The organism is Rugamonas rubra, from assembly GCF_900114705.1.
In the GTDB taxonomy this organism is placed as follows: domain Bacteria; phylum Pseudomonadota; class Gammaproteobacteria; order Burkholderiales; family Burkholderiaceae_D; genus Rugamonas; species Rugamonas rubra.
Genome location: NZ_FOTW01000010.1, coordinates 122342 through 135911, shown reverse-complemented (window position 1 = coordinate 135911; position 13570 = coordinate 122342). Strand labels below are relative to the sequence as shown.

The window sequence follows — 13570 nt, the reverse complement described above, 5'->3', positions numbered from 1 at the left end:
TCTTCCGCGCTCCGCCTTGGCGCCCCGCCTTGGCGCCCCGCCTTGGCGCGCCTAGGCGGGGGCTCAATCCTTGCGCGGCAGGCCGCGCCGGCGCGGCCGCGCCAGTCCGGCCGCCAGATCGGCGTCCGGTTGCGCGCCGGCCGTGGCGTCGAGCAGAACGCGGCGCCAGTTCGGCGCGCCGCGTCCGGGCGCCGACGCGGCCGGACGGGCCGCGCCTTGTGGTGCGCGGCCGCCGGCGTGGCGCTGGCGCGGATTTTTTTGTGCTTGCATGGTCGTCCTTTCGAATGGGTTGGCAGTTACCGTGTAAGTGCGATGGCGGCGGCCCCGGTTCCATCCCGTGCCGGCGCGGCGCGGGGAACTTATGCGGCGCCCGGCCCACCCATGGGCAGACACGACCCGTTGTCCAATCCAGGCAAGAGGAGATCCCATGACCCCAATTCCATCCACCGCCGCGCCGGCCGCCTCGCCGCGTGGCGCCGGCGCCGGCGGCGAGCACCTGACGCTGGAGATCCAGTCGACCGAGCCGTCCGACGGCGCCCGCTTCAGCGCCGCGCTGGAGCGCCAGCTGCAGGCGCGTGGCGGCGTCTTCGGCGCGGCACCGCCGGCCGGCCAGCCGACGCTGGGCGAACGCCTGGCCGGCCGCGCCAGCGGCCTGGCCGGCGACATCCGCAAGGAGCAGCAGAACGTCTCCAAGATGCTGGAGAAGGCCAGCCAGACGGGCGACTCGATGCAACTGATGAAGGCCATGATGGCGCTGAGCGACTACCAGGTGCGGGTGCAGACGATCTCCAAGACCGTGTCGAAGGCGACCCAGGCCTTCGACCAACTGACCAAGCTGCAGTAGCCCATGGCCCATCCACTCGCCATGCGCGCGCGCGCCGCGCTGCGCCAGGCCCGCCTGCGCCTGGCGCGGCCGGCGGCGGCCTGCCTGCTCGGCCTGCTGTGCGCCTGCTCCAAGCTGGTCGACCTGCAAGGCGGCTTGAACGACATCGACGCCAACGAGGTCGTCACGGTGCTGAACCGGCACGGCATCGAGGCGCAGAAGCGCGCCAGCAAGGAGGGCGTGGTGTTGGCCGTCAAGGACGGCGACATCGCCCGCGCCACCGACGTGATGCGCGCCGCCGGCCTGCCGCGGCGGGCCCGCTCCGACCTCGGCACCATCTTCAAGAAGGAGGGCATGATCTCGACGCCGCTGGAGGAGCGGGTGCGCTACATCCACGGCCTGTCGGCCGAGTTGGAGTCGACGCTGCTGCAGTTCGACCGGGTGGTGGCGGCGCGGGTCCACGTGGTGCTGCCGGAGCGCATCGCGCCCGGCGAGCCGATCCAGCCGTCGTCGGCGGCGGTGTTCGTGAAGTACGTGGCGCCGCTGGACGAGGACACGGTGGTGCCGCGCATCCGCAACATGGTCGCCTCCAGCATTCCCGGCCTGGGCGGCGACGAGGGCCGGCGCAAGGTGACGGTGGTGCTGACGGCCAGCGAGTTGAGCGCGCCGGCGGTGGAATGGACCACCGTCGGGCCGTTCCGCGTGATGGCCGACTCGGCCGGCAGCCTGGGCGCCGCGCTGCTGGCCTTGCTGGCGCTCGGCCTGCTCGGCCTGGCGCTCGGCCTGTTGCTGCTGGCGCGGCGCCACGCCGGCGTGGCGGGCTGGCTGGAGCGGCGCTTCGGCGCCGCGCGCGCGCCGCGCGGCCGGGGCGAGGGCGAGGACGACGACGACGCCGCCGGGCCGGCCGAGCCGGCCGCCGGCGCGCAACCTTGATGGCCGCCGCCGACGCCGGCGCGGCCGGCCGGAGCGCGCCGCTGGCCGACGACTTCGTCGACTGGTGGTTCGCGCCGTGGCGCCACGCCGCCCTGGCGCCGGCGCCCGCGGCGGAGCCGCTGGCGCGGCGCGACGGCTACCGCCTGTGGTGCCGCCGGGCCGGCATCGCGGCCGAGTTGCCGGCCGCCTTCGACCCCGCTTGGCAGGTGGCGGCGGGCGGCGACGGCGCCACGCTGCGCGCCGCCGCGCGCCTGTTCGCCGGCCTGCTGGCGGCGCGCGCGCAGCGCGCCGCCATGCTCGGCGAGCTGTCCCCGGCCGAGCGCAAATGGTGCCTGGGGGTGGCCGCGACCCAGCCGCTGCTGGCCTGCGCCGCGCCGCCCTACGCGGCCGGCGACGCGCTCGAGGTGGCCGGCCTGGTCGAGCTGGCGCGCCGCCTGGAGCCGCGCTTCGCCGGCCTGTGGCCGCGTCTGCGCCTGGGCCTGCCGGCGGCGCTGGCGGCGCGGGTCGACGCGCTGCTGCCGGCCGCCGCCGGGCAGCCGGCGGAGGCGTCGCCGCGGCGCGCCCAGCGCTGCTGGCGCCTGTGCCTTGGCCGCCTGGCGGCGCCGCTGTGAAACCGATTCGAACGGGAGGCATCAGATGACAGACTTTTGCGTGGCCACGCTGGCGCCGGCGGCGGACCTGGCGGGCCGGCACGGCGTGTGGCGCGGTGCCGCGCTGGCCCGCTGCGCCGACGCCGAACTGGTGGCGCGGGGCATGCTGGCGGCGGCGCACGCGGAGGCCGACGCGGTGGCGCGGCAGGCGCGCGGCGCGGCGCTGGCCGCCGAGCAGGCGGTCGAGCGGCGCACGCTGCAGCGCGCCGCCGAGCTGCTGCAAGGGCTGCAGGGGGCCAGGGCGGCGCTGCTGCTGCGCACCGAGGAGCTGGTGGTCGACCTGGCGCGGGCGCTGTTCGAGCGCCTGGTGTTGGAGGCGACGCCGCGCCAGCGCGTCGAGGCTGCGCTCAGGCGGCTGCTGCAGGAGGCGCCGCCCAAGCTGGCCGAGGCGCTGCTGTACGTGCATCCGGACGACGCCGCGCTGCTGCCGGCGCTGGACTGGGAGCTGCGCCACGACCCGGCGCTGGCGCCCGGCACGTGCCGGCTGGAGGCGGCCAGCGGCGAGTGGCGCGCCGACTTCGGCGCTGCGGTGGCCGCGCTCGGCTCTGCCCTCGCCGCCGCCGCCGTGGCCGACCCCGCCGTCGACGGCCGGGAACCGATGGACTAACACGAGCGCGTCCGGCGGACGCGCAGAAGGGAAGCAAACCATGTTCAACGCGATTTCGACCTCGGCGGCCATGCTGGGGAAGCTGGCCACGGCGCTGCCGGCGCTGGCGCCGAAGGCCGAGGCGGCGGCGGCGCTGGTGTCCACCGGCACGGCCAGCCACCAACTGCTGGCCGCGACGGGGGGCGGCGCCAAACTGCGCCGCCAGCTCGAGCAGAAGTTGTCCGCGCAGGGCCTGGCCGGCAAGATCGGCGGCGCGCTGCCGCTGGCGGCCGAGGGCCTGAAGCTGTTGGGCGCCACCCTCGCCTCGTTGCTGGGCGAGCAGTTCGGCCGGCACCTGGCGAAGGACGAGCGGGGCGCCGCCGCCGGCCATGCGGCCCGGCTGCGGGCGGGCGACGCCGGCAAGGAGAGCCTGACCCAGACCAAGCTGTTCCTCGAGGGCCTGCTGGAACGGGTCGAGGCGGAGATCGCCGGGGTGCCGTCGCAGGCCGCCGGCGCGCCGGCGGAGGGCGCCAAAGCGGCGCAGGACATCGACGGCCTGAAGGAATTCTTCGAGCTCGTGAAAAAGGGGCGGGAGGCGGCCATGAGCCTGATCTGATCCGGCGAAAAATAGCCGGGCGGGGGGCGAACCGGCCACCGCCGCGCGCCACTCATGAGGACATTCCGCAGCCACTTCACCGGGGGTACACCAGATGTCCAGTCAAATGATCCAGTCGCTACGCCGCTTGAGCAACCGTTCCGACGAGACCGCCGAGCAGATGGCCGACTTCGCGCGGCGCCAGAGCGCCGGCGAACAGCCCGACCCGGCCGAGTTCGGCGCCCTGCTGCGCCAGCGCTCGGTCACCCACGACGTCATGTCGGCCCAGCTCAAGCTGCTCGAGAAGCCGTTGCGCACCGTGCTGCAGGAGACCAAATAGGCCATGGACGAGGAGATCGCGCAATGGCTGCGGGAGCAGCCCCTTGACGAGCCGGTCGAGATCGACGGCGAGTTCGTCTACCTGGCGCCGCGCCAGGACGGCGCCGAGCTGGGCGCCATCCTGGTCCACGCCTATTCGCCGGCCCAGCTGCAGGAGGCGCTGCGCCTGGGCTTCCAGAGCGCGCTGCATTTCGACGCCGGGCTGGGGCACACGGCCGACGGCCGCAACCTGGTGCTGACGCGATGGCTGCCCCGGGTCGACGGCTGGATCGACGCCGCCGCCCAGCTCGAGCAGCTGCTCGACCAGCTGGCCATGTGGCGCGCCGCGCTGGGGCCGCGCCAGGCGGCGCTGCCGGGCGCGGAGCAGCGCAGCGAGCAGCGCCTGCGCCAGATGCTGAGCGGGGCGGCGCCATGAGCGGCGCGGCGCCCTGGCGCCGCCTGGCGGCCGCGCTGGCGGCGGCGCTGCTGCTGTGCGGCGCGCCGGCCGGCGCCGCCACGCCGGCCGGCTGGAAGGACAGCGGCTTCTCGATCGACGCCAACGGCATGAAGCTGAGCGAGGTGCTCGAGGAGTTCGGCCGCGTCTACGGCGTGCGCGTGGCCGTCAGCGCCAACGGCGCGGCGGCCGTCAAGGGCCGCCTGAAGGCCGACAGCGGCGCCGGCTTCCTCGACCACATGATGCAGCAGTACCGCTTCCGCTGGTTCGTCTACAACGACACGCTGTACGTCGTGCCGCGCGACGAGAACGCCTCGAAGCGGCTGGAGATCGGCGAGGACGCGGTGCAGGACGCCAAGGAGGCGCTGATCGGCCTGGGCCTGTTCGACAGCCGCTTCGGCTGGGGCGAGCTGCCCGACGAGGGCACGGTGATCGTCAGCGGCCCGCGCGCCTACGTCAACCTGGTGCGCGACGTGCTGCTGCCGGAGGAGGGCAAGGCGCGCCAGAAGGGCCGGCAGATCATGGTGTTCCGCCTGAAGTACGCCAGCGCCAACGACCGCGTCATCACCAGCCGGGGCCAGGCCGAGACCATCCCCGGCGTCAAGACCATCCTGAACAACCTGCTGTACGGCCCCGCCTCGGGCGAGAAGCTGGTCGACCTGCGCGGCCGCTTCGACGCGGCCAGCGTCAAGCGCTCGCGCCTGGACAAGGGCGGGCGCGGCGGCGCCCACGAGGTGGGCAACAGCATGCTGGCGCAGGGCGAGCGGGCGCAGCGCGAGCGCGGCCAGCGCGACGGCGACGCCGACGAGGCCGAGCGCGAACGCGAGCGGCCGGCGCGCGGCCAGGCGGCGCCGGCGGAGGAGCGCGCCCGCATCGAGGCCGACCCCTCGCTCAACGCGATCATGATCTACGACAGCGTCAACAAGCACGAGATGTACAAGAACCTGATCGCCCAGCTCGACATCGAGCCGCAGCAGATCGAGATCGAGGCGCTGATCGTCGACATCGAGCGCAGCAAGCTGTCCGAGCTGGGCGCCGAGTGGGGCGTGCGCAGCGGCAACGTCGTCAGCACGATCAACAGCAGCGGCGCCGATTCGAAGGGCATCGACCTGCCGATCCCCGGCGCCACCCTGTTGATCAGCAACGCGGCGCGCTTCTACGCCCGCCTGAAGGCGCTCGAGAGCGACGGCCAGGCGCGGGTGCTGGCGAAGCCGACCGTGCTGACGCTCGACAACGTGGCCGCCGTGCTGGACCTGAACCAGACCGCCTACGTGCCGCTGGTCGGCGAGCGCGTCGCCGACCTGGCCAACGTCACCGCCGGCACCATGCTGCGCGTGGTGCCGCGCATCGTGCGCGAGGGCGACGCCACGCGGGTGCGGCTGGAGGTCGACATCGAGGACGGCGCGCTGGGCGACGTCGCGTTGAAGAGCAACGTCACGCGCTCGACGATCAGCACCCAGGCCATCGTCGACCTGCAGCACACGCTGATGATAGGCGGCTACCACGCCGAGTCGGTGTCGAGCAGCACGCAGAAGACCCCGCTGTTGGGCGACATTCCGCTGTTCGGCAAGCTGTTCCGCAGCGAGAAGACGGCGCACAGCAGCCGCGAGCGGCTGTTCCTGATCACGCCGCGCCTGTCCGGCACCACCGGCGCGGCGACGGCGCTGGAGCGCTCGCGTGCCGCCAGGCTGGCGCGCCGGGTGGCGCTGGAGGAGCAGCGCGAGGCACAGCGCGAGGCGCAGAGGGAGGCGCCGCGCAAGACGGCCGAGGAGCAGCCCAAGGCGGCGCCGGAGCCGAGCGCGCAGGAGCGCGAGCAGGCCGCCGCCATCGCCGCCAAGCTGGCCACCGGCGCGGCGTCGGTGGTGCTGCAGGAGGAGGCGGCGCCGCGTCCGCGCAAGGCCAAGTGCAAGCGGGCCAGGGCGGTGTGGCCGCCGGCGGCGTAGCGGCCGGCGCGGCGAAATTCTTCGGCGCCTGGAACAAACGGCGTGCGCCGATGACTCATCTATGCTCACTACCGAGCGTCACCCACAGCCATAGGAGAACACCATGATGCCAGTGCCAGCCATGCTCGCCATCGCCAAGCCCCTCGTCGACATCGCCCTCAACGTCGCCGAGCATGTCGACAAGAAGAAAAAGCAGGAGAAGGGCGACTCCGCCGACGTGAAATAGCCCCGGGGCGCCTAGCGCCCTGGGCCCCGTCGCCCGCTTGAGCAGGCAATGCCGGCGGCACCGCGAGGTGCCGCCGGCATTTTTTCGTCGCGCCGCGGCGCCGGCGGACGAAAAAAATCCGGCCGGGCGCGGGCCGGGCCGGATCGGGCGGCGGCGCCGCCGCGACGCCTAGGAGAGCTCGTACACCGTGCCGTCCTTGAGCGCCTGGCGGTAGTCGCTGATCGCCAGCAGGCCGTCGTGGCTGCCCGTCTGCGAGGCCTCGATCTCCTTGAACAGCTCGGCGCCGTTGGCCATGTAGCGGCGCGCCGCGTCCTGCACCTCGGGCGGCACGGCGATGGTGCCGCCGCCGTCCTTGGTCAGGTAGCCGGTGCGCGCCATCTGGTCCATCTGCTCGCTGCTGAGCATGGCGCCGCCCAGCGTCCGGTCCTGGAACTCGCTGATCGCCAGGGCCGAGCGCGAGCGGCCCGGCAGGTGGTCCTCGTCCGGCCGCTGGTAGCCCTCGCTCTCCTCGCTCGGCGCCGACAGCATGCCGTCCTTCAGCGCGTTGTCGTAGTCGCCGGTGCCGAGCCGGCCGTCGTGCTTGCCGTCGCTGGCCGATTCGAGCTGCTTGAACAGGGCGGCGTCGTCGGCCATCATGCGCTGGGCGGCGGCCTGCATCTCGGGCGGCACGGCGACGGTGCTGCCGTCGTCCTTGGTCAGGTAGCCGGTGCGCGCCATCTGGTCCATCTGCTCGCTGCTCATCAGGGCGACGCCCTGCTGGTTCTGGAAGTCGCGCACCGCGTGGGCCGCGTTGGCGGCGCTCGGCAGCCGGTAGTCGCGCGGCCGGCAGAACGTCTCCGCGTCGCCGCCCTTGGCCGACAGCATGCCGTCCTTCAGCGCGTGGTCGTAGTCGCCGGTGCCGAGCTGGCCGTCGTGCTGGCCGTCGGTGGCCGCCTCGAGCTGCTTGAACAGCGCGCCGCCGTCGGCCATCATGCGCTGCGCCGCCGCCTGCACCTCGGCCGGCACGGTGACGGTGCTGCCGTCGTTCTTCTTCAGGTAGCCGGTGCGCGCCATCTGGTCCATCTGCTCGACGCTCAGGTTGGCGCCCTTCAGCTCCTCCTGCTGGAAGTCGCGGATGGTGTGGGCGGCGGCGCCGCCCGAGGGCAGCTGGTACTCGCCGTGGTGCAGCACCACGTCGGGCTCGTGGCGGTGGCGCGACAGCATGCCGTCCTTCAGCGCGTTGTCGTAGTCGCCGGTGCCGAGCTGGCCGTCGTGCCGGCCGTCGCTGGCCGCCTCGAGCTGCTTGAACAGCTTGCCGTCGTGCGCCATGAAGCGCTTGGCGGCGTCCTGCACCTCGGCCGGCACGGCGACGGTGCCGCCGTCGTTCTTGGTCAGGTAGCCGGTGCGCGCCATCTGGTCCATCTGTTCGGCGCTCAGGTTGGCGCCCTTCAGCTGCTCGTCCTGGAAGTCGTGGATGGTGCGCGCCGCGTGCGGCGAGGAGGGCAGCAGCTGGTCGCCGCGGCCGACGCCGCCGTCGCAGCGCCCGCCGTGCTGCGACAGCTTGCCGTGCTTGAGCGCCTGGTAGTAGTCGCCGGTGCCCAGCATGCCGTCGTGCTTGCCGTTGCTGGCCGACTCGACCGACTTGAACAGCCGGCCGTCGTGCGCCATGAAGCGCTTGGCGGCGTCCTGCACCTCGGGCGGCACGGCGATGGTGGCGCCGCCGTCCTTCTTCAGGTAGCCGGTGCGGGCCATCTGGTCCATCTGCTCCGAGCTCAGCATGGCGCCGCCCAGCTTGTCGTGCTGGAAGCGGTTGATGGTCTCGGCCGCCCTGCCCGCCGGGGGCAGCGCGTATTCGTGGCAGGAGCCGACCACCTCGCTGCGCCGGTCGCGCGGCGCCAGCGTGCCGTCCTTCAGCGCGTTGTCGTAGTCGCCGGTGCCGAGTTGGCCGTCGTGCTTGCCGTCGCTGGCCGACTCGAGCTGCTTGAACATCTTGCCGCCCTCGGCCATGTAGCGCTTGGCGGCCTGCCGCACCTCGGCCGGCACGGCGACGGTGCTGCCGTCGTTCTTGGTCAGGTAGCCGGTGCGCGCCATCTGGTCCATCTGCTTCGAGCTGAGGTTGGCGCCGCCCAGCGCCGATTTCTGGAAGTCGCGGATGGTGGCGCCGGCGCTGGCCGCCGACGGCAGGCGTTCCCTCTTGTGGTGCTGGCCGCGCTCCTCGCCCAGCCATTCGCGCAGCGCCCGCTTGACCCGGTTCGGCAGCGGCAGGTCGTCGATCGCGTCGTCGCCGCCGCGCGGGCGCCGCTCGCCACGGCGCGGCGGGCCGTTGTCGCCGTCCTCGTCGTCGGCGCAGCGCTGCTTGTGGTGCTGGCAATCGGGGCCGCCGGCCCCCTCGTCCTCTTCGACGGTGACGGTGGCGGTGTAGGTGACGGTTCTCACTGATGTCATGGATGCTCCTGGTTGGTCTGCGGGGCGCCCGCGGACGGGCGTTCCATTGAGTGCCGGCGCCGGCGCCATGGTTCCGTCGCGGCAGGGAACCGCCGGCGCCGCCGGCGCCACTCACCGGACATGAGAGAGATCGCCTACCAGCCCAACCCAACGGCGGCCTTCGCGCCGCACGACAACCATCCGGCCGCGCCGGCCCAGGCGGCGCCGCGGCCGGGTGCCGGCGCCGCGCCCGGCGCGCCCGGCGCGGCGCCGGCGCGGCCGCGCGCCGAGCCGGGCGAGGCCGGCCGCGTGGTCGCCAGCGCCGTGTTCGACGAGCTGGCCGGCGTCGGCCAGCCGCAGCCCAAGCGGCGCGACCTGAAGCAGCGCCTGGCCGGCGTGCAGCAGCGCCCGCGCGGCGCCCAGCGCACGCAGCTGACCCGCATCAACCTGAACCCGGACGAGGACGACGAGCCGGTGCGGACGGCGGCGCTGGCCACGCTGACGGCGCTGCGCGACGGCGGACGGGGCAAGCTGAGCGAGGAGCTGGCGGCCAGCTACGACTCGCTGCAGCACTACGCGCTGCTGCACAACGCGCTGTGCGAGCTCGACCAGCAGCAGCTGCCGGCGGCCGTCCAGCGCCGCCTCAAGGACGAGCTGGGCGGCATGCTGGGCGAGTTGATGGAGCAGCACCGCGACGAGATCCGCCACGGCCTGGAGGACAGCGAGGAGCTGGCGGCGGCGATGCAGCGCATGGCCGGCGGCAGCGAGGCGCGGCCGGCCTCGCTGCGCGAGCTGCGCTTCCTGTACGGCGCCAAGGGCAAGGGCGCCTTCGACTCGCCGCTGACGCCGCTGGCGATGTCGAAGGCGCTGTTCCAGCGCTTCGGCGCGGCCAACTTCAGCAGCGGCCTGTCCGGCCTGCACACCAAGATGTCGGCCGAGCTGCGCGCCGAGCAGAGCAAGGGCATGACGCCGCGGCTGTGGCTGTGCATGTCCGACGCCGGCGCCTTCGGCCTGGTCAAGTCGACCTTCCGCGTCGCCGTCGAGCTGCGCCGCGACCTGGTGGCCAAGGCGCGCGTGCTGCCCAAGGCCAGCCCGGCGGCGATGACGCAGTCGCTGTTGACGCTGGTCGAGGCGGGCCGCCCCAAGGCGCTCGGCGTGGTGGCGCAGATCCACGACCTGCGCCACGCCGACGCCGCCACCCGCGACCGCGTCTACACCCAGGTGCTGCAGGCGGTGCGCACGCTGCCGACCACGCTGTGGCCGCTCGACAAGATGGCCCAGCGCGTCGAGCTGCTCGACGAGCTGGGCAGGCAGGTCAGCAGCACCCACAAGGGCATGCCGCTGATGGAGACCAGCGTCGAGCGGCGCGAGCGGGCCTGGCGCAGCCAGTTCGAGCGGGGCCGCGAAGAATGAACCACCACCACCGGGAGCGAACATGGAAGACTTGTTGAGACAACTGGCCGGCAGCGCGCGGCGCGAGGGCGGCGTGGCCAGCCAGACGCTGGACAACGGCATGGAACTGCTGGTCTATCCGCTGCCGGCCGGCGGCGCCATCGTCGGCCTGGGCGGCGGCCGGGCCGGCCGGCCGCGCGCCGAGGAGCTGCTGCGCCGGCGCGCGCGCGACATGGCGCGCCTGGGCGACTGGCTGCCGGCCCAGTTCGTCGACGGCGGCTGCTACCTGCTGCGCCGGCTGCCGCCGGCGGCGCTCGACGGCGCCGCCGCGCCGCTGTCGGACGAGCAACTGGCGGCGGCCGAGGAGCTGCTGCAATGAGCGCCGTCGGCCCGGGCCTGGGCGCGCGCCAGGCGGGGGGCGCCGGCGTCGACGCCGGCGAGATCCACAACCTGGCGGCGCAGCTGGCGCCGCGCCAGGTGCTCGGCGCCGAGCTGGCGCCGGAGCAGGCGGCCGTCTCGCTGGCGGCCGCCGACGCGGCCACGCCGGGCGCCGCCGCCGCGCTGACCCGGCTGCTCGGGCCGGCCCTGACGGTGGCCAGCGCGGCCTGGTGCGGCGACCCGCTGCCGGCCATGCGGGCGCTGCAGAAGCGCCTGGTCGAGCACTCGCTGGGCCTGGCGGCGGCGCGGCGCGGCGACTGCATGGCGGCCATCGTGGTGCTCGAGCAGGCGGTGCGCCTGCGCCTGCGCCTGCAGCAGATGCGCCTGAGCGAGGCGGAGCTGGCGTGCGGGCGCGCCGGCGCCAAGCCGGCATGAGCGGCCGCGTCCACGGCGGCGGCCGGCGCGACGGCGCCGCCGCCGAGCTGGCGCTGGCCATCGGCCTGGTCTGGGGCCACCTCAGCGTCGGCCAGTACCAGGCGGCCGACGCGCTGGCGCGCGGCTGCCTGGCGTTGTGGCCGGACGAGCCGCGGCTGGCCTGGATGGCCGCCTACGCCGCCATCGAGCTGTTCGAGCCGGCGGCGCCGCAGGCGCGCGCGGCGCTGCGCTCGCTGGCGGCGCTGCAGGCGCGCGCCGGCGCCGACGGCGCCGCCTGGGCCGCCTGGGCCGCGCTGCTGCGCCGCCGCGCCGGCCCGGCCGGCGGCGAGGGCGCGCCATGCTGATGCCCCTGGTGCTGCGCCTGAACCGGCTGGCGGCGCGCGTGGCCCGCCGCGCCGAGCTGTTCGCCGCCGGCGTCGTCATCGCCATCGTGCTGATGCTGGTGCTGCCGATGCCGGTCTGGCTGCTCGACATCCTGATCGCCATCAACCTGTGCGCCGCCGGCCTGATGGTGGTGGTGTCGATGTACATGCCCGGCCCGACCGCCTTCACCACCTTCCCCGCCGTGCTGCTGCTGACCACGCTGTTCCGCCTCGCCATCGAGGTCGCCACCACGCGGCTGATCCTGCTCGAGGGCTTCGCCGGCCACATCGTCGAGACCTTCGGCAACTTCGTCGTCGGCGGCAACCTGGTGGTCGGCCTGGTGGTGTTCCTGATCCTGACGGTGGTGCAGTTCATCGTCATCACCAAGGGCTCGGAACGGGTCTCCGAGGTGGCCGCCCGCTTCTCGCTCGACGCCATGCCGGGCAAACAGATGTCGATCGACAGCGACCTGCGCGCCGGCCTGCTGAGCGGCGACGAGGCGCGCCGCAAGCGCACCGAGCTGGGCAAGGAGAGCCAGCTGCACGGCGCCATGGACGGCGCCATGAAGTTCGTCAAGGGCGACGCCATCGCCGGCCTGTGCATCGTCGCCGTCAACCTGATCGGCGGCATCTCGATCGGCGTGATCCAGCGCGGCATGACGGCGGCCGACGCGATGCAGCTGTACTCCATCCTGACCATCGGCGACGCGCTGATCGCGCAGATCCCGGCGCTGCTGATCTCGCTGGCGGCCGGCATGATCACCACCCGCATCGCCGGCGACGAGCCGGAGGAGGGCGAGGCGGCGCCCAACATCGGCCAGACCATCGTCGCCGAGCTGTTCGCCGAGCCCAAGGCGCTGCTGACGGCGGCCTTCATCATGCTGCTGTTCGGCGCCATCCCCGGCATGCCGCTGCTGGTGTTCGGCACGCTGGCGGCCGGCCTGGCGCTGGGCGGCGCGCTGGGCCTGCTCAAGCCGCTGGCCGAGGCCGAGCTGCAGCGCCAGAGCGAGGACGAGGACAAGCGCAACGCCAAGATCGTCGACCTGACCGCCTTCGCCGCCACCAAGCCGTTCATCGTGCGCATGCCGGCGGCGCTGGCCGGTGCCGCCGCCGCCGAGGCGATCAACGGCGCCGTGCGCATCATGCGCAACGGCGTGCTCGAGCACCGCGGCATCCCCGACGTGCAGAACATCGAGTTCCAGCACCACGCCTCGATCCCCAGCGGCCGGGTGCACTTCCTGATGGCCGAGGTGCCGCTGGTCGACGTCGAGATCCGCTCCGGCTGGGCGGCCACCTCGGAGACGGCCGAGCGCATGCGCGAGCTCGGCTTCAGCGCCGTCGACGACGTGGTCAGCGGCACGCGCCGGCGCCGCGTCTGGGTGCGCCTGGACGACGAGGAGCAGCTCAAGGCGGCCGGCGTGCGCTACCTGAAATGGGAGGCGGTGCTGGCCAGCGACATCGAGGTCGAGATGCTGCGCAACTGCCAGATGTTCGTCGGCGTGCACGAGGTGCAGCGCTTCACCCGCTGGGCCGAGCGCCGCTTCCCCGAGCTGGGCAAGGAGATCGCCAAGTCGGTCACGCTGCCGCGCCTGACCGAGGTGGTGCAGCGCCTGGCGCGCGAGGGCGTCTCGCTGCGCAACGCCCGGCTGGTGCTGGAGACCACGCTGGAGTGGTCGCAGAAGGAGCGCGACCCGGACGTGGTGGCCGACTACGTGCGCCTGGCGCTGAAGCGCCAGCTGTGCCACGAGGTGGCGCGCGACGGCCTGATCGAGGTGGTGCTGCTGTCGCCCGAGCTGGAGGACCAGCTGCGCGGCGCCATGCGCCAGACCAGCCAGGGCACCTACCTGGAGCTCGACCCGGAGGTCGAGCAGGCCATCCTCGACCGCCTCGGCGAGCTGGCCGGCACCGGCGGCACGCCGGCCGCGCCGCCGGTGCTGGTGACGGCGGCCGACATCCGCCGCTCGGTGCGCAAGCTGATCGAGGAGGAGTTCTTCTCGGTGCCGGTGTTCGCCTTCTCCGAGCTGACCCAGCACGCCCGCGTGCAGCCGGTGGGGATGATCGAGCTGTGACGC

The 13570-nt window shown here is 73.8% G+C and carries 16 protein-coding genes; 14 read left to right on the top strand and 2 right to left on the bottom strand.

Annotated features, from left to right (window positions below; genetic code table 11):
* Positions 1-63 precede the first annotated feature (63 nt).
* Entirely contained in the window at positions 64-270 is a 207-nt protein-coding gene (locus tag BM252_RS11325; protein WP_093387542.1) for a hypothetical protein, read from the bottom strand.
* 157 nt (positions 271-427) lie between these two features.
* On the opposite strand from BM252_RS11325, the gene BM252_RS11320 reads away from it, so the two are divergent.
* From BM252_RS11320 to BM252_RS31980, 9 genes are all read left to right on the top strand, one after another.
* Entirely contained in the window at positions 428-844 is a 417-nt protein-coding gene (locus BM252_RS11320) for an EscI/YscI/HrpB family type III secretion system inner rod protein (RefSeq protein WP_093387541.1), read from the top strand.
* A gap of 3 nt (positions 845-847) precedes the next feature.
* Positions 848-1756: a type III secretion system inner membrane ring lipoprotein SctJ gene (gene sctJ, locus BM252_RS11315; RefSeq protein ID WP_245774199.1), complete on the top strand. Its 909-nt coding sequence runs from the start codon at positions 848-850 to the stop codon at positions 1754-1756.
* The gene (locus tag BM252_RS30970; protein WP_174900496.1) at positions 1753-2367 is read left to right on the top strand and encodes a hypothetical protein; all 615 of its coding nucleotides are present in this window, start codon (positions 1753-1755) and stop codon (positions 2365-2367) included. The genes sctJ and BM252_RS30970 overlap by 4 nt, the downstream gene beginning before the upstream one ends.
* Positions 2368-2392: 25 nt before the next feature.
* Positions 2393-3013, top strand: a complete 621-nt coding sequence (locus tag BM252_RS11305; protein ID WP_093387538.1) for a FliH/SctL family protein — start codon at positions 2393-2395, stop codon at positions 3011-3013.
* A gap of 40 nt (positions 3014-3053) precedes the next feature.
* Positions 3054-3608, top strand: a complete 555-nt coding sequence (locus BM252_RS11300; RefSeq protein ID WP_093387536.1) for a hypothetical protein — start codon at positions 3054-3056, stop codon at positions 3606-3608.
* Positions 3609-3702: 94 nt separating this feature from the next.
* Positions 3703-3927, top strand: coding sequence for a hypothetical protein (locus BM252_RS11295; protein ID WP_093387535.1), 225 nt, complete (start codon positions 3703-3705; stop codon positions 3925-3927).
* Between the two features lie 3 nt (positions 3928-3930).
* The gene (locus BM252_RS11290) at positions 3931-4341 is read left to right on the top strand and encodes a hypothetical protein (RefSeq protein WP_093387533.1); all 411 of its coding nucleotides are present in this window, start codon (positions 3931-3933) and stop codon (positions 4339-4341) included.
* The gene (sctC, locus tag BM252_RS11285; protein WP_093387532.1) at positions 4338-6302 is read left to right on the top strand and encodes a type III secretion system outer membrane ring subunit SctC; all 1965 of its coding nucleotides are present in this window, start codon (positions 4338-4340) and stop codon (positions 6300-6302) included. Before BM252_RS11290 ends, sctC begins: the two co-directional genes overlap by 4 nt.
* A 103-nt stretch (positions 6303-6405) precedes the next feature.
* A complete protein-coding gene (locus tag BM252_RS31980) occupies positions 6406-6528 on the top strand; it encodes a hypothetical protein (protein WP_281249347.1) in 123 nt (40 codons plus the stop codon).
* Between the two features lie 168 nt (positions 6529-6696).
* Here BM252_RS31980 and BM252_RS11280 read toward each other — a convergent pair whose 3' ends face one another.
* Positions 6697-8952, bottom strand: a complete 2256-nt coding sequence (locus BM252_RS11280; RefSeq protein ID WP_139236418.1) for a hypothetical protein — start codon at positions 8950-8952, stop codon at positions 6697-6699.
* Positions 8953-9072: 120 nt separating this feature from the next.
* Between BM252_RS11280 and BM252_RS11275 the strand changes: the two genes are divergently transcribed.
* From BM252_RS11275 to sctV, 5 genes are read left to right on the top strand one after another with little or no spacing between them, the layout of a single operon-like run.
* Entirely contained in the window at positions 9073-10344 is a 1272-nt protein-coding gene (locus tag BM252_RS11275; RefSeq protein WP_093387529.1) for a hypothetical protein, read from the top strand.
* Between the two features lie 22 nt (positions 10345-10366).
* The gene (locus BM252_RS11270; protein ID WP_093387527.1) at positions 10367-10702 is read left to right on the top strand and encodes a hypothetical protein; all 336 of its coding nucleotides are present in this window, start codon (positions 10367-10369) and stop codon (positions 10700-10702) included.
* Entirely contained in the window at positions 10699-11136 is a 438-nt protein-coding gene (locus BM252_RS11265; RefSeq protein WP_093387526.1) for a hypothetical protein, read from the top strand. The genes BM252_RS11270 and BM252_RS11265 overlap by 4 nt, the downstream gene beginning before the upstream one ends.
* The gene (locus BM252_RS11260) at positions 11133-11480 is read left to right on the top strand and encodes a hypothetical protein (protein WP_139236416.1); all 348 of its coding nucleotides are present in this window, start codon (positions 11133-11135) and stop codon (positions 11478-11480) included. The genes BM252_RS11265 and BM252_RS11260 overlap by 4 nt, the downstream gene beginning before the upstream one ends.
* A complete protein-coding gene (gene sctV / locus BM252_RS11255) occupies positions 11474-13567 on the top strand; it encodes a type III secretion system export apparatus subunit SctV (protein ID WP_093387523.1) in 2094 nt (697 codons plus the stop codon). The genes BM252_RS11260 and sctV overlap by 7 nt, the downstream gene beginning before the upstream one ends.
* Positions 13568-13570 lie beyond the last annotated feature (3 nt).

Coding starts and splice junctions, on each gene's coding strand:
- BM252_RS11325 (WP_093387542.1), bottom strand. CDS start 270: ATGCAAGCACAAAAAAATCCGCGCCAGCGCCACGCCGGCGGCCGCGCA.
- BM252_RS11320 (WP_093387541.1), top strand. CDS start 428: ATGACCCCAATTCCATCCACCGCCGCGCCGGCCGCCTCGCCGCGTGGC.
- sctJ (WP_245774199.1), top strand. CDS start 848: ATGGCCCATCCACTCGCCATGCGCGCGCGCGCCGCGCTGCGCCAGGCC.
- BM252_RS11305 (WP_093387538.1), top strand. CDS start 2,393: ATGACAGACTTTTGCGTGGCCACGCTGGCGCCGGCGGCGGACCTGGCG.
- BM252_RS11300 (WP_093387536.1), top strand. CDS start 3,054: ATGTTCAACGCGATTTCGACCTCGGCGGCCATGCTGGGGAAGCTGGCC.
- BM252_RS11295 (WP_093387535.1), top strand. CDS start 3,703: ATGTCCAGTCAAATGATCCAGTCGCTACGCCGCTTGAGCAACCGTTCC.
- BM252_RS11290 (WP_093387533.1), top strand. CDS start 3,931: ATGGACGAGGAGATCGCGCAATGGCTGCGGGAGCAGCCCCTTGACGAG.
- sctC (WP_093387532.1), top strand. CDS start 4,338: ATGAGCGGCGCGGCGCCCTGGCGCCGCCTGGCGGCCGCGCTGGCGGCG.
- BM252_RS31980 (WP_281249347.1), top strand. CDS start 6,406: ATGATGCCAGTGCCAGCCATGCTCGCCATCGCCAAGCCCCTCGTCGAC.
- BM252_RS11280 (WP_139236418.1), bottom strand. CDS start 8,952: ATGACATCAGTGAGAACCGTCACCTACACCGCCACCGTCACCGTCGAA.
- BM252_RS11275 (WP_093387529.1), top strand. CDS start 9,073: ATGAGAGAGATCGCCTACCAGCCCAACCCAACGGCGGCCTTCGCGCCG.
- BM252_RS11270 (WP_093387527.1), top strand. CDS start 10,367: ATGGAAGACTTGTTGAGACAACTGGCCGGCAGCGCGCGGCGCGAGGGC.
- BM252_RS11265 (WP_093387526.1), top strand. CDS start 10,699: ATGAGCGCCGTCGGCCCGGGCCTGGGCGCGCGCCAGGCGGGGGGCGCC.
- BM252_RS11260 (WP_139236416.1), top strand. CDS start 11,133: ATGAGCGGCCGCGTCCACGGCGGCGGCCGGCGCGACGGCGCCGCCGCC.
- sctV (WP_093387523.1), top strand. CDS start 11,474: ATGCTGATGCCCCTGGTGCTGCGCCTGAACCGGCTGGCGGCGCGCGTG.